This is a genomic window from Sporocytophaga myxococcoides, from assembly GCF_000775915.1.
In the GTDB taxonomy this organism is placed as follows: Bacteria; Bacteroidota; Bacteroidia; order Cytophagales; family Cytophagaceae; genus Sporocytophaga; species Sporocytophaga myxococcoides_A.
The window spans coordinates 473,846-487,732 of record NZ_BBLT01000002.1 but is presented as its reverse complement, the minus strand read 5'-3'; the positions used below and the strand labels follow the sequence as shown (position 1 = coordinate 487,732).

Below are 13,887 nucleotides of genomic sequence, written 5' to 3'. Positions count from 1 at the left end.
ATTAAATTCTATAGTCCTCCGTAAAAATCAATAATTTCACCTTCAGCAACTTTAACAATTGCTTTTTTATAAGAAGAAGTTTTACCTGCCATAATTCCAGCTTTGGTATATCTCGTTTTCTTCTTTCCAGGTGCGATCAATGTTTTAACTTCTTCAACATTTACACCATACTGTTTCTCAACAGCCTGCTTTATCTGGATCTTATTAGCAGATTTATCTACAACAAACCCATATTTTCCCTTTTCATTAAGGACTGTAACCTTTTCAGTTACAAGGGGTTTAATTAAAATATTTTTCATATTAACCCAGTAATTCTTCTAATTTTGCAACTGAACCTTCTGCAAGCACAACTTTATCAGCTTTAAGAACATCAAATGTTTTTAATTGATCAAAAGTTATAACTTTAGCATTTCTCAAATTCCTGCTTGACAAAAATACATTCTTGTTTGAATCACCAAGTACTAAGAGTGTTTTTTTATCACTTAAGCTTAGATTCTTAAGCAAGTCAATGTATACTTTAGTTTTAGGCTTATCAAAAGATAGATTTTCTAAAACAGAAATATTATTTGATTTAGCTTTATAAGTCAATGCAGATCTCCTAGCAAGAGTTTTTAGCTTTTTATTTAGCTTAAATCTATAATCTCTTGGTCTAGGACCAAATATAGTACCTCCTCCAACAAATACAGGTGATTTTCTACTTCCTGACCTTGCACCTCCGGTACCTTTTTGTTTTTTCAGCTTTTTTGTTGAGAATGCAACTTCAGCTCTTTCTTTTGCCTTATGCGTTCCTTGACGCTGATTTGCAAGAAATTGCTTAACATCAAGATATATTGCGTGATCATTGATCTCAGCTGCAAATATATTATCTGATAAAACAACTTTTCTACCAGTATCTTTTCCTTTATTATTTACTACAGAAAGTTCCATTGTTATTTCTCCAGAATTACGAATGAATTTTTAGCGCCGGGAATTGATCCACTAACCAATAGCAGATTTTTCTCCGGATAAATTTTTTCTATTCTAAGGTTTTGAATTTTAACTCTATCTCCTCCAGTTCTACCAGCCATTCTCATACCTTTAAATACTCTGGAAGGGAAAGAACATGCACCTACAGAACCAGGGTGTCTCTGTCTGTTATGCTGACCGTGAGTTTGTCCTCCAACTCCTGAAAAGCCGTGACGTTTAACAACACCTTGAAAACCTTTACCTTTAGATGTTCCAATAGCATCAACAAAGTCTCCTTCAACGAAAACATCTGCAACTGCTATTGAATCTCCCAAATTCAAAGCCTTTTCAAACTCTTTAAACTCAACCAATTTACTTTTAGGCGTAGCTCCTGCTTTTTTAAAATGTCCTAACAAAGCAGCTGGAGTGTTTTTTTCCTTCTTATCTCCATATGCTAATTGAACTGCAGTATAACCATCTTTCTCGACAGTTTTAACCTGAGTTACCACACAAGGTCCAGCTTCCACTAAGGTAACCCCAATTGATTTACCATCTTGGAAGATGCTTGTCATGCCTATTTTTTTACCTATAATCCCTGACATTTTCTTGTCGCTTTATTTCTTAATCTAAGGACTCTTTCCGTTAACTTATTAGTATTTCTAAAAACGGACTGCAAAGTTAACAAAATTTAAATTCCCAGCAAATTTGTTTTGAACAATATTTTTAAAAATGGGTATTGGAGGGGAAAAAAAAGACCAATATTACTATTATTGGTCCTTTTTGTAGTACCTACTATGTTAAATCAGACTTTGATCTCAACATCAACTCCGCTTGGCAATTCTAATTTCATCAATGCATCAACTGTTTTGGTACTTGTGGAATAAATATCAACAAGTCTTTTGTAGGTGCAAAGTTGAAACTGCTCACGTGACTTTTTACTAACGTGTGGAGATCTTAAAACAGTAAAGATTTCTTTCTCTGTTGGAAGAGGAATTGGTCCACTTACAACTGCTCCAGTTGCTTTTACTGCCTTCACAATTTTTTCAGATGATTTATCTACTAGATTGTGATCGTAAGATTTTAATTTAATTCTTATCTTCTGATTCATAAAATTATTTCGTTACTGCTGCTCCTTTTACTTTTGCTATAATAGAATCCGCTAAGTTACTCGGAACAAATTCATAATGAGAGAATGTCAATGTTGCTGTTGCGCGACCTGAAGAAATTGTTCTAAGATCTGTTACATATCCAAATAACTCAGACAAAGGTACATCAGCTTTAATAACTTGGCTTCCTGCTTTAGTATCCATCCCTTTCATAATACCTCTTCTTCTATTCAAGTCTCCAGTTATAGGTCCCATATACTCATCAGGGCATAGTACTTCCACACTCATGATAGGCTCCATTAACTTCGGTCCTGCATTCTTCGCTGCTTCTCTGAAACCTCCTCTTGCTGCAAGTTCAAATGATAATGCATCTGAATCGACATCGTGGAATGATCCGTGGAATAACCTCACTCGCATAGCTTCTACTGGGTAACCAGCCAGTGGGCCATTACTCATTGCTTCTCTAAAACCTTTCTCAATAGGAGAAATAAATTCTCTTGGTATAACACCACCTACGATCTCATTTGCAAAATCAAGACCTGTCTTATCATCTTGTCTAGGCCCTATTTCAAATACGATATCTGCAAATTTACCTTTACCACCTGTTTGTTTCTTATAAACCTCTCTGTGCTCAAAGTTTTTAGTAAGAGACTCTTTATATGCAACCTGAGGAGCTCCTTGATTAACTTCAACCTTAAATTCTCTTCTCATCCTGTCAATGATGATTTCAAGATGAAGCTCTCCCATTCCCCTAAGGATTGTCTGGCCTGTCTCCTGATCAGTTGACACATGAAGTGTAGGATCTTCCTCAACTAGTTTAGCAATTGCCATACCCATCTTATCCACGTCTGCCTGAGTTTTTGGCTCAATAGCATACCCAATTACAGGATCAGGGAAAGTCATTGACTCTAGTACAATTTTTGATTTCTCATCACATAGAGTATCTCCGGTCTTAATATCTTTAAAACCAACAACTGCTCCGATATCTCCAGCATGTAAACGTTCTATTTGATTTTGCTTATTTGCGTGCATTTGGAATACACGTGAAATACGCTCTTTATTTCCAGATCTAGAATTATATACATAAGATCCAGACTCAAGTATTCCAGAGTAAGCTCTTATAAAGCACAGACGACCAACATAAGGGTCAGTGGCAATTTTAAATGCAAGAGCTGTGAAAGCCTCTTTTTCATCTGGCTTACGAGAAATTTCTTCTCCTGTATCAGGATCTGTTCCTTTGATACTTTCTTTATCAAGAGGAGAAGGTAAAAGTGCCATTACATAATCCAACATTGTTTGCACACCTTTATTCTTAAAAGATGAACCACAAACCATTGGAACTACTTTCATCGCAATTACTGCTTTTCTAAGTGCAGTAAGAATTTCGTCTTCAGTGATAGTAGAAGGATCATCGAAATATTTTTCCATGATCTTCTCATCAAACTCTGCAACTGCTTCAAGTAGTTTTTCTCTATATTCTTTAGCTTCCTCTTCTAAATCTGCAGGAATAGGAATTTCCGTAAACGTCATTCCTTTATCATGCTCATTCCACTGAATTCCACGGAAATTTACAAGATCAACTACGCCTTTAAAGGTATCCTCCGAGCCGATTGGTAACTGAAGAGGTAATGCATGACTACCTAAAATTTCTTTAACCTGCTTGCAAACATTCAAGAAATCAGCACCAGCTCTATCCATCTTGTTTACAAAACCAATACGAGGCACATTATAGTTGTTTGCCAAACGCCAGTTAGTTTCAGACTGAGGCTCTACTCCATCAACTGCACTAAATAAAAACACTAAACCGTCCAATACACGAAGAGAGCGGTTTACCTCAACAGTAAAATCCACGTGACCTGGCGTATCAATTACGTTCACGTGATACTTCTCCCCTTTGTAACTCCAGTTTACTGTTGTTGCAGCAGAAGTAATCGTGATTCCTCTTTCCTGCTCCTGAGCCATCCAGTCCATCGTAGCCGCGCCATCATGCACCTCTCCCAATTTGTGGCTCACACCCGCATAGTAAAGTATACGCTCACTTGTTGTGGTTTTACCAGCATCAATGTGTGCAGCTATACCTATATTTCTTGTATATTTTAAATCGCGTGCCATTTAATTTCTATAGAGAATTATATTCTGAAATGTGAAAATGCTCTGTTCGCCTCTGCCATTCTGTGTGTATCGTCTTTTTTCTTCACAGCAGCTCCCTCACCTTTTGATGCAGCGATTATCTCGCCTGCCAAACGTTCAGTCATGGTTTTTTCGCCTCTTCCTCTAGCATATTGAATAAGCCATTTCATACCTAAAGCTGCCTTTCTCTCTGGTCTTACTTCAGTAGGAACCTGGAAAGTAGCTCCACCAACACGACGGCTCTTTACTTCCACATGTGGACTTACATTATTTAATGCTTTTCTCCAGACTTCTAGTCCATTTTCCTTGGTTCTGCTCTCTACTAGGTCACATGCAGAATAAAAAATATCATATGCGATACTTTTCTTTCCATCATACATCAAAGAGTTCACAAATTTAGTTACCAGTGTATCCCTGAACTTAGGATCAGGCAGAAGGTATCTCTTTTTAGGTTTAGCCTTTCTCATAACGTATTATTTCTTTTTACCTTTTGCGGCAGGTGTTTTTGCAGCAGCACCTGGCTTAGGTCTTTTAGCACCGTATTTTGATCTTGATTGTAATCTTCCATTTACACCCGCGGTATCAAGGGCACCTCTGACAATATGGTATCTTACACCTGGTAAGTCTTTTACCCTTCCGCCTCTGATTAGCACTATTGAGTGCTCTTGTAGGTTATGACCTTCTCCCGGAATATAAGCGTTAACTTCCTTTCCGTTAGTCAACCTTACCCTTGCAACCTTTCTCATTGCTGAGTTTGGCTTCTTTGGAGTGGTGGTGTATACCCTTGTACATACTCCTCTTCTTTGTGGACACGAATCCAACGCGGGAGATTTAGAGTTAGAGGTCAGTTTCTCTCTACCTTTTCTTACTAATTGTTGTATAGTAGGCATTTACTTAAAAAGAATTAAATCCCTTATTTTTTTTGGAAGGGCAAAGATACGGAAATTAGAATCTTTTGCAAAAACTATATTTTATATTTTTTTTAAAAAATTGTTGTTCAATCCACAAAAAAACGATAACACACTAATTATCAATAACAAACAAGCAATTCATCTTCTTCTTAAAAGAAAAATATTTTTTTATTCCAATCCAACCATAATAAAAGCCCCCCAATAGATCGGATCATTATACTTCTCTTTGATCACTCTCTTAGCTTCTAAAAAAGATTTTCTTTTAGCTCCTGTAGAAAGCCATTTATCATAAAAAATAGTCATAAGCTCTTTTGTTACATTATCTGAAACTTTAAATAGACTCATTATCACTGAATTTGCACCTGCAATCAAAAAGGCTCTTTGTAAACCGCAGACGCCTTCTCCTAATTGAACTTTCCCAACTCCTGTTTCACAAGCACTCAATACTACTAATTCCGTATGATCCAGATATAAATTCATTGCTTCATAGGCTGTTAATATTCCATCTTCTGAATTCAACTCATATACTTTATTTTTAGCAAGAAGTGCTCCTCCATTTTTCAACAGTAACCCTGATCTTAAAAGGGGATTTTGAAGATTTTTGTCTGAAAGCCCTTCATTATAATCCGGCTCAATATCTTCCATAAAAAAACCGTGAGTTGCGATATGAAATACTTTTGGATCTTTAATTGATTTCAAATTGCTTTCCGTGGCGTGATTATTTAAATAGATTTCTGTTTCCCAGCCATTTTTAGTCATTAAATCATTGAGATGCTTTACCTCTCCCTCTGCCCCAGGGAGCTGTGGTATTCTTTTTCCGTCTGTCAAGCTAAGAGAAGTTCTGAAATAAATGGAATCTTTTATATCTCCATTTGCATCAATTGATTCTTCATAGTATGTTGGATTGCCAAACAATTTTATTTTATTCCCTACTGAAGGTTTTAATTTATCTTTTTTTGAAGCTTTAACATGTATACTCAGCAAATCTCTGGTATTGCTGACAAGAACAAATTCATATTTGTTCAAAAGATAGTTCTTATCAGGGCCGCAAATTGTTTCTATATTGATCTGGTTATAAACTCCATCTCCAGAAATAAAAACTGTGGCATTTTGCTTAATCAGATTATTAAATGGTTTCCAGAATTTTTCAAAGGAATACTGATCTTCAACATTAAGCTTAATACAGTTTCTGTAATAGTTAAGATATTTATTTTCAAGGTCATTTCCATACGGTATCAGCACAAGCTCCGGTGCTTTTGAATTTTCATTGATAACCAGGCCTGCATAAACTACCGAATCAGAAATTTTTTTATCGAAGTACCTGAATCTAATTATTTCTACTGCATATTCATTGGGCTTCAAAACTGCTTTTACTTGTTTCCAGTTGACATCAGACTTTTCATAATTTGTAAAGAAGAATTCTGATTTTTCACTCAGATCTTTTTCAAGTGCTTCAATTTCTTTTTCCAATAGCTTTACATCAATGTTATTTTCTTTCTGTTGTGCTGCATCCATAGATAAGGCAGATGTAAGGAATTCTCTTTTATCTATCCAGCTCTCATATTTTTTTATTAATTCCGGATTATTGCTGCTCAGAATCCTTTCTTTAACCTTAATGGATGAGTTCAACAAAATTGCTTTTGTTTTAAGGCTAAAGTCATAGACATTTTGAAGTAGTTCTGGGTTTTCTTTTGCTAATTTTATAGCAAGGGTATTATAAAATTCAAAGTCATCTTTAATCAGATTCCAGAATTTATTCTTTTCTCTATCACTTAGAGATGGAAAGTATTTTCTAATAAATTTTAAGTCAGCAACAGTTGTCTCATCAAGACATCTTATTGCGGCTTTGAAATCATCTAAAATAAATGCCATCTGGCCTTCCTTACTGAGTGCTTTTATGTAGTAAGGATGGTGGGCATCAAATATCTTTCCGTAAAGGTTTTTGCTAGCTTCAAAGGATTCTCTGGCGTCTGTATACTTTTCTATTTTGGAAAAGAATATTCCTTTCATATAAGCTGCCTCGGCTGAATGAATATTAGCATTTCCAAGTTTTGCAATCCAAATAGCATTAGCTTTGTTCAGACTATCTTCTGCAGGTTTATTCTTTCTATTTTCAATATAAAACATTGATAAATTTTTCAATATTTCTGCATAATGAAGGTTGTCACTCCCAAGGCAAGAATTGATTATGGACGCTGCTTCTGTATAAAGTCTTTCTGATTCTTGATCATAAGGATTGTTATAGAATTTTACTTTAGCAAGTTCATTCAGTGTTGAAGCTATCTCTAAATGATTATGGCCATAGTGAAGTGACTGAATGGATAAAGCTTTGCTGCCGGCATCTTCTGCCTTTTCATAGTCTCCTATAGCTGTAAATGTCTTTGCTAGTAGCTTAATACTATTTGCATGAATGACAGAATTAGATCCAAATATTTCTTCACTTATTGCATATGCTCTTCTGGCCTGTTTTTCAGCTTTATTATAATCTCCTGTAATTAGGTAAAGGTTGCAGAGCTGACTCACAGGGCTGATAAGGCTGCGGTGTTTGATGCCAAATTTGCCTTCTCTTGTTTTTATAATTTCTAAAAGAGCTCCTTCCGTTGAAGCATACTTTCCTCTGAGGATATTCAAGTTTATCAGCTCTTCTGCAACTGTTGAAACCTTTTCATTTTCATTAGCACTCTTTGTAATCTTTAATGCTTTTTTAACCGTTCTTTCGGCCTCACGAAATTTCCCCTGGACAATGTAAAATTTTGATAATGTTTCAAGACTATGTGCATAATCAATGTTCTGCTCTTTGTTCTTTTTGGTATTATAAAAAGAAAGAGATTTATTTATATTTTCCTCAGCTTCATTGTATTGGCCAAGTGCAATTTGTATAGCTGCCAGTTTATTTAGAGCTACTGCATAATAATCTGAAGTATTTCCATAAAATTTTTCTACTTTATCTTTGGCCTGATGAAGTGTTGCTAGTGCTTGGGGAAATTTGTCAACATATTGTAACAACTGAGCCTGGCTATAAAGCCCTTCTATATACTGGACATTATTGTGCGGTACTTCTAATGCCAAAACACCATTAAGACTTACTGCAAATATTCTTTCTGCTTTCGACAACTGAGATCCATAATTAATTATGTACTTTCCTTCTTCTACAAGTCCCAGGTGATACCTAGGTGCTAGCTTCCCATAGACCTTAAGATTTAACTCTGAAATTTCCTGAAGGGTTGATTCTGCCGTTATATAATCTTCATTTTCAATTTGAGCCCTGTATAGAGTGTTTAACACAGTTGCTCTCTCAATATGATCCTGGGGGAAAAAATTTTTCTCTTTCAGTAAAGATTGTAACTTAGACTGAGCTTTATGATAATCTTTTTCCTTGAATAAACGATCTGCGGTAATCAGTTGAGTTTTGGCATAAGCATAATTATCTTTTCCATAATATCTCTTTATTCGTGCTTCAAGTTGTTTTTCTCTTTTACTGGCTTTTCTCGGATGGCCTGCTTTTCTTAAAGCCGGAATCAATTTTTCAAAATAGGCTATTGCTGGCTTACTATGAATTTTATGTTTTATATCTCTACTCTTATAAGAGACTTTTAAAGCTTTTGAAAATTTTGCTCCGGCTTTTGCTGCTTCTCCCCTATTTTCATAAATCAATCCTTTTAGAAAGAGTGCTCTCGAATATTCAATTCTCTTTTTTCCAATATTGGATGATATCCATTTTAGATTTAAGGAGATCAGAGAGTCGGCAACTTTAAAATCAGAATTAATTAATTTTATTTCAGCCAGTAGATTTATTGCTCTTGCCAGGTCCGATTTTTTTGAACGCAATTCTTTAGCAGTTGATTTTTCTGAACGATCATTCAATATTTCTTTGCGCACTTTTACCAGATCCATAGAAGACTGTTCTGCTCGATTGTAATACCCCATTAGAAATAGGTTAAGAATTTCCTTTTCCTGCAGATTGGCCCTGATCCAGCGACTGCCGATTTTATGTGTAAATTTTTTCGCATTTTCCAGCAATACTGAAGCCTTATAATATTCTCCATACTCCATGTATGCAGCACTGCCTTCAAGACAAGCATTAATGTAGGAAACGGTGTCTTTGCGGTCTGCTTTTAATAACCTCGCTGCTCCTTCCTCCACGTGTTGTTTGTATTCTTCAAATCTGCAAAGAGCATCATAAATTTTGGCAAGTTTAAAATTCACTCGGGCAATCTTCAATAAATCTTCAGACTCCTGGGATTTTGCCAGAAGATTTTTGGCCTTCAATAAAGCTTGTTTGTAGTCACCCTTGTTGTAATCTTTGTCTACTTTTAGTAAGACATCATCGTGATTATCTGCTGCTAAAGAGATTTGAAAACCAATAAAAAATGTAAAAACGAAAAGAGTGAGGAACTTTCCCATAATTGAGCAAAATCAAAATACTAATTAACTATTAATAAACTTAACCATTTTAGCCTACGCAAAAAAGATATCCAGAGTCTAAAATCATTAATTAACTGCGAGAAATTGTCTTTACTAACATTTCTGCAATAAACTGAATTTCTTCTTTTTTCAACTCTGAACCGGAAGGAAGGCATAATCCATTCAAAAAAAGTGATTCTGAAAACCGATCTCCGTAATATGGATATTTACTAAAAATAGGCTGAGTATGTAATGGCTTCCAAACATGCCTTGATTCAATATTAAATGATTCAAGGTTCGTCATAATATTATCTCGCAGATGAGTATCTCCATCTATATATACAGCTGATAACCACCTGTTTGAAGAACAATTTTCTATCTCAGACTGAAATTTAAATTTGCCTGAAGGCTCTAAAAGTTTCTTATAAGTTTCAAAATTTTCTCTCCTGGACCTTATTCTATCTTCAATAACTTCTAGTTGCCCTCTTCCAATACCTGCAAGTACATTACTCATTCTATAATTATACCCAACATCCTTATGAAGATAATATTTCACATTTTCACGAGCCTGACAAGCCAGATATTTAGCTGTATGATAAATATTCTGGTGACTAGTTATAAGAGCCCCTCCCCCGGATGTTGTGATGATTTTATTTCCGTTAAATGAATAAATTCCAATATCTCCGATTGTTCCTGTCATCTTATTTGAATAAGTCGCCCCTAATGATTCTGCAGCATCTTCTATGACAGGGATCTGAAAATTCCTTGACAATGACATAATTTCATCCATTTGCGCCGGATTTCCGAATAAGTGTACAGGAATAATAGCTTTAATTTTTTTCCCCTTCTTTAATCTTTCTTTAATTGCAATTTCGAGAAATTCAGGAGACATGTTCCAAGTGCATTTTTCACTCTCCACAAATACAGGGGTGGCCTTACAATACAAAATTGGATTCGCTGTTGCAGAAAAAGTCAGCGTAGAACAAATTACTTCATCTCCTTCAGCTACATTTAATGCCATTAAAGCAAGATGCAAGGCGGATGTTCCCGAATTGACAGCTAAAGCGAAAGGTATGTTACAATATGATGATAAACCCTTTTCAAATGATTCGATATTTTCTCCACTTGTAGTAATCCAGTTTTTATCAAATGCCTCTTTGATATATTTTTCCTCTGCTCCACTCATGTGAGGTGGAGAGAGGTAAATTCTTTTATTCATTTAAATGATAATTCAGATAGTTTTCACCAGAGATTTAATAAACCTACCTGGGACTCCGGCAATTAAAGAATAATCCGGCACATTTTCTGTAACAACTGTGCCTGCAGCAATCACCGACCATTTCCCTATTTTAATTCCTGGAACTACTATAGCACCCGCCCCGACTAATACCCCCTCTCCTATTTCTGTATCTCCGCATAATATCGCCCCCGGAGCTATATGAACGAAGTCTGATATTTTACTATCGTGATCAATATTGGCTCCTGTATTTATAATACAGTGCTTTCCAACCTGAGCTCCGGCCTGAATAATTGCCCCCTGCATTACTGCTGTTCCTTTTTCCAGAGCTGCATATTGAGATATAATTGCAGATTCATGGTGAATAGCGTTTGAAAACTTATGTACAATCTTTTCTGCAACTGTTTTTCTGGTCAGGTTGTCCCCTATGGAAATTAGAATTTTATCGTAAATATTAAATTCAGCATTGTAAGGACCAATAACCGGAATGTCTTCCAACATAACAGACTTACTGAAATCATCAAAGATAAAGAACACTTCATCTCCCATCGATTTTACACATTCCCTTATTACTTTAGCATGGCCACCTGCCCCGTATAACAACATTTTAGTTTCCTTTAAATTTTTCTACAAAACTACCTGAATTTGTATTAATACCTGCTCCTGAAAGTACATGTTTAATCGAAAGTATCAATATTTTCAAATCCAGGAACATCGAACAATTATTTACATAATATAAATCAAAATCAAATTTAGTATTCCATGAAATTGCATTTCGTCCATTTATCTGAGCCCAACCCGTCATTCCTGGTTTAACATCATGTCTCTTTGCTTGTTGTTTATTGTACAGTGGTAGATACTCCGTTAATAAAGGGCGAGGGCCTACAAAACTCATATCCCCTTTGAGAATATTTAATAACTGGGGTAATTCATCCAGACTTGTTTTCCTTAAAAATTCACCATAGAACGTATATTCTACCTGACCATCAGGCAAGTTGTTCTTCATTGTCCTGAATTTTACTATTTTAAATCTGTTCCCTTTATATCCGATCCTTTCCTGAATAAAAAATACAGGTTTTTCTGAAAAAATTAAAATAAAGAGTGTAATAAGAAATATTAGGGGGGATAAAGCTACTATTGCCAAAGAGGCAAAAAGAAAATCAAAAACCGGTTTTACAATCCTTTGATACATTGCTTTTGAAGTCTAACGAATTTTAAAGCGTTTTTTCTATTTTTGTTTCAAAAATAGCTTCTTATTCATTAATGATTGCTTTTCCTAATGCCAAAATTAATCTTGGATTAAATATAGTTTCTAAAAGACCTGATGGTTTTCACAATCTTGAGACATGCTTTTATCCTGTAAAAATTTTTGATTCCCTTGAAATACTTCATTCAGATCTGTTTGAGTTTACTCATTCCGGTTTAGAAAGTTCTTCCGGAGAAGATAATCTGGTAATAAAGGCTCACAGGGCAATGCAAAAGAAATATGGAATTGGGCAGGTAAAGATTCACCTTCACAAAGCTATTCCAATGGGTGCAGGTTTGGGCGGAGGCTCTTCAGATGCTGCATTTACGGTCAAACTTCTCAACGAATTATTTCAACTTGGTCTTTCAACGCACGAAATGGAAGATATAGTTGCTCCAATTGGCAGTGATTGTCCATTTTTTATAAATAATAAACCTGTTATAGGAAAAGAAAAAGGAAATGTATTTTCCCCTATCAATTTGTCTTTAGATGGTTATTTTGGATTGTTGATATTTCCTCCCTTTGGAGTTTCAACTAAAGAAGCCTATAGTAAAGTTACCCCCAAGGCCCCTCTATATCCGGTGCAAGAAGTCATAGGAGAAGACATCGCACAATGGAAAAATAAGTTGCATAATGATTTTGAAGATTCGGTTTTTGAAATCTATCCAATGTTAAACGACATCAAGGAAAAATTGTATTCTTCAGGAGCAATATATGCTTGCATGAGCGGTAGTGGCTCCACAATGTTCGGAATATTTACCAATAAAGACCAACTTCACAGTGTATCATTATCAGGATGCACTAGTTTTTCTTTTTCTTTCTGAATTATCTCGGGAGCGTTTTATACATTATTAAACCTATTGAAGCAAACACTAAATTTGGAAGCCACGCTGCTAATAATGGACTAAGCGTTCCTGCATTTGCTATGCTTCGACTCATTATTACAAATATGATATATATGAAGGCCAGTAAAAATCCGAATGCAATCTGAAATCCTGCACCTTCCCTCGTCTTTCTTGCGGAAACTACCACCCCAATTACAGTAAGGATAATGATTGCAAAAGGATAAGTATATCTCTCATACATCTCAATTTCGTAGACTGCAACACTTTCTACCCCTTTATCCCTAAGTTCCTGTATATAATTTTTAAGTTCCGGTATTGTAAAAGTTTCATGGAGTAAGTAGGTACTTTCAAAATCTTTGGGGTATAGATTTATTGTAGTATCTGTGCGGGTTCCGAAACTGATAGATTCCTTACCATCCACAAACTTTCGGACCATGTAATTTTCCAGTTCCCACTTATTTTTTTCTGGCATCCAGGTAATTCTCATTGCCTTTAGTTTACTTTTTAAGTCCTTTCCATCAATTGTTTCTAAAGTAAACTGATATCCAGTACTGATCTGGTTGTTATAACTTTCCATATAAACATACGTCTCCGGAGCTATTTTGAGATGGACATTTCTGCCCTCATAATAGAACTGATCTTTTACATAGACATTCTCAAATGCTACCCTTTCCTTATTCGCCTTCGGCAAAAGCCACCCGATCAGGATAAAAATAAACACAGCAATCATACTGGCCCCCATCAGATAGGGCAAAAGCATTCTTCTAAAGCTGATTCCTCCATTCAAAATTGCAATGATTTCGGTGTGAGAGGCCATTTTTGCTGTAACGAATACAGTTGCAATGAATACTGTAATTGGGCTCAGCATATTGGCTATGTATGGAGCAAAATTTAAATAATACTTCACTACCAGGTTAAAAGGGGCATGGCTATTAATGAAGTCATCATTTTTCTCAGTAAAGTCAATAACACAAATAATCGCCACTAAAAGTATTACCGTAAAAAAGAATGCACTTAAAAATTTCTTTAAGATATATCTGTCTATAATTTTCACTTTAAATCA

13 protein-coding genes are annotated in these 13,887 nt (G+C 35.4%); 1 reads left to right on the top strand and 12 read right to left on the bottom strand.

The genetic code is table 11. The annotated features are described in order from the left end of the window. Positions 1-8: 8 nt before the first annotated feature. The 11 genes from rplW to MYP_RS06340 all read right to left on the bottom strand — a co-directional run bounded on the left by rplW (position 9) and on the right by MYP_RS06340 (position 11,925). Positions 9-299, bottom strand: coding sequence for a 50S ribosomal protein L23 (gene rplW, locus MYP_RS06390; RefSeq protein WP_045460115.1), 291 nt, complete (start codon positions 297-299; stop codon positions 9-11). A gap of 1 nt (position 300) precedes the next feature. Continuing rightward, entirely contained in the window at positions 301-927 is a 627-nt protein-coding gene (rplD, locus tag MYP_RS06385; RefSeq protein ID WP_045460112.1) for a 50S ribosomal protein L4, read from the bottom strand. A 2-nt stretch (positions 928-929) separates the two neighbouring features. Then, a complete protein-coding gene (gene rplC, locus MYP_RS06380) occupies positions 930-1,547 on the bottom strand; it encodes a 50S ribosomal protein L3 (protein WP_045460108.1) in 618 nt (205 codons plus the stop codon). A 200-nt stretch (positions 1,548-1,747) separates the two neighbouring features. Next, positions 1,748-2,053 (bottom strand): 30S ribosomal protein S10, encoded by a 306-nt coding sequence (rpsJ, locus tag MYP_RS06375; protein ID WP_028981539.1) that lies wholly within the window; start codon positions 2,051-2,053, stop codon positions 1,748-1,750. A gap of 4 nt (positions 2,054-2,057) precedes the next feature. Beyond that, complete coding sequence (fusA, locus tag MYP_RS06370) at positions 2,058-4,163, bottom strand: elongation factor G (RefSeq protein ID WP_045460105.1); 2,106 nt, start codon at positions 4,161-4,163, stop codon at positions 2,058-2,060. Between the two features lie 17 nt (positions 4,164-4,180). Then, positions 4,181-4,648 (bottom strand): 30S ribosomal protein S7, encoded by a 468-nt coding sequence (rpsG, locus tag MYP_RS06365; RefSeq protein ID WP_045460103.1) that lies wholly within the window; start codon positions 4,646-4,648, stop codon positions 4,181-4,183. 6 nt (positions 4,649-4,654) lie between these two features. After that, positions 4,655-5,071 (bottom strand): 30S ribosomal protein S12, encoded by a 417-nt coding sequence (gene rpsL, locus MYP_RS06360; RefSeq protein ID WP_045460099.1) that lies wholly within the window; start codon positions 5,069-5,071, stop codon positions 4,655-4,657. Positions 5,072-5,260: 189 nt separating this feature from the next. After that, entirely contained in the window at positions 5,261-9,496 is a 4,236-nt protein-coding gene (locus MYP_RS06355) for a CHAT domain-containing protein (RefSeq protein ID WP_045460096.1), read from the bottom strand. Positions 9,497-9,587: 91 nt separating this feature from the next. Further along, complete coding sequence (locus MYP_RS06350; RefSeq protein WP_045460092.1) at positions 9,588-10,715, bottom strand: aminotransferase class I/II-fold pyridoxal phosphate-dependent enzyme; 1,128 nt, start codon at positions 10,713-10,715, stop codon at positions 9,588-9,590. A gap of 12 nt (positions 10,716-10,727) precedes the next feature. Continuing rightward, positions 10,728-11,339, bottom strand: coding sequence for an acetyltransferase (locus MYP_RS06345; protein WP_045460089.1), 612 nt, complete (start codon positions 11,337-11,339; stop codon positions 10,728-10,730). Position 11,340: 1 nt separating this feature from the next. After that, positions 11,341-11,925: a sugar transferase gene (locus MYP_RS06340; protein ID WP_045460086.1), complete on the bottom strand. Its 585-nt coding sequence runs from the start codon at positions 11,923-11,925 to the stop codon at positions 11,341-11,343. Positions 11,926-11,996: 71 nt separating this feature from the next. Between MYP_RS06340 and ispE the strand changes: the two genes are divergently transcribed. Further along, on the top strand, positions 11,997-12,803 hold the full coding sequence (gene ispE, locus MYP_RS06335; RefSeq protein WP_045460083.1) for a 4-(cytidine 5'-diphospho)-2-C-methyl-D-erythritol kinase: 807 nt from the start codon (positions 11,997-11,999) through the stop codon (positions 12,801-12,803). 1 nt (position 12,804) lies between these two features. Here ispE and MYP_RS06330 read toward each other — a convergent pair whose 3' ends face one another. Next, positions 12,805-13,878, bottom strand: a complete 1,074-nt coding sequence (locus tag MYP_RS06330) for an LptF/LptG family permease (protein ID WP_045460081.1) — start codon at positions 13,876-13,878, stop codon at positions 12,805-12,807. Positions 13,879-13,887: the final 9 nt, after the last annotated feature.

Coding starts and splice junctions, on each gene's coding strand:
- rplW (WP_045460115.1), bottom strand. CDS start 299: ATGAAAAATATTTTAATTAAACCCCTTGTAACTGAAAAGGTTACAGTC.
- rplD (WP_045460112.1), bottom strand. CDS start 927: ATGGAACTTTCTGTAGTAAATAATAAAGGAAAAGATACTGGTAGAAAA.
- rplC (WP_045460108.1), bottom strand. CDS start 1,547: ATGTCAGGGATTATAGGTAAAAAAATAGGCATGACAAGCATCTTCCAA.
- rpsJ (WP_028981539.1), bottom strand. CDS start 2,053: ATGAATCAGAAGATAAGAATTAAATTAAAATCTTACGATCACAATCTA.
- fusA (WP_045460105.1), bottom strand. CDS start 4,163: ATGGCACGCGATTTAAAATATACAAGAAATATAGGTATAGCTGCACAC.
- rpsG (WP_045460103.1), bottom strand. CDS start 4,648: ATGAGAAAGGCTAAACCTAAAAAGAGATACCTTCTGCCTGATCCTAAG.
- rpsL (WP_045460099.1), bottom strand. CDS start 5,071: ATGCCTACTATACAACAATTAGTAAGAAAAGGTAGAGAGAAACTGACC.
- MYP_RS06355 (WP_045460096.1), bottom strand. CDS start 9,496: ATGGGAAAGTTCCTCACTCTTTTCGTTTTTACATTTTTTATTGGTTTT.
- MYP_RS06350 (WP_045460092.1), bottom strand. CDS start 10,715: ATGAATAAAAGAATTTACCTCTCTCCACCTCACATGAGTGGAGCAGAG.
- MYP_RS06345 (WP_045460089.1), bottom strand. CDS start 11,339: ATGTTGTTATACGGGGCAGGTGGCCATGCTAAAGTAATAAGGGAATGT.
- MYP_RS06340 (WP_045460086.1), bottom strand. CDS start 11,925: ATGTATCAAAGGATTGTAAAACCGGTTTTTGATTTTCTTTTTGCCTCT.
- ispE (WP_045460083.1), top strand. CDS start 11,997: ATGATTGCTTTTCCTAATGCCAAAATTAATCTTGGATTAAATATAGTT.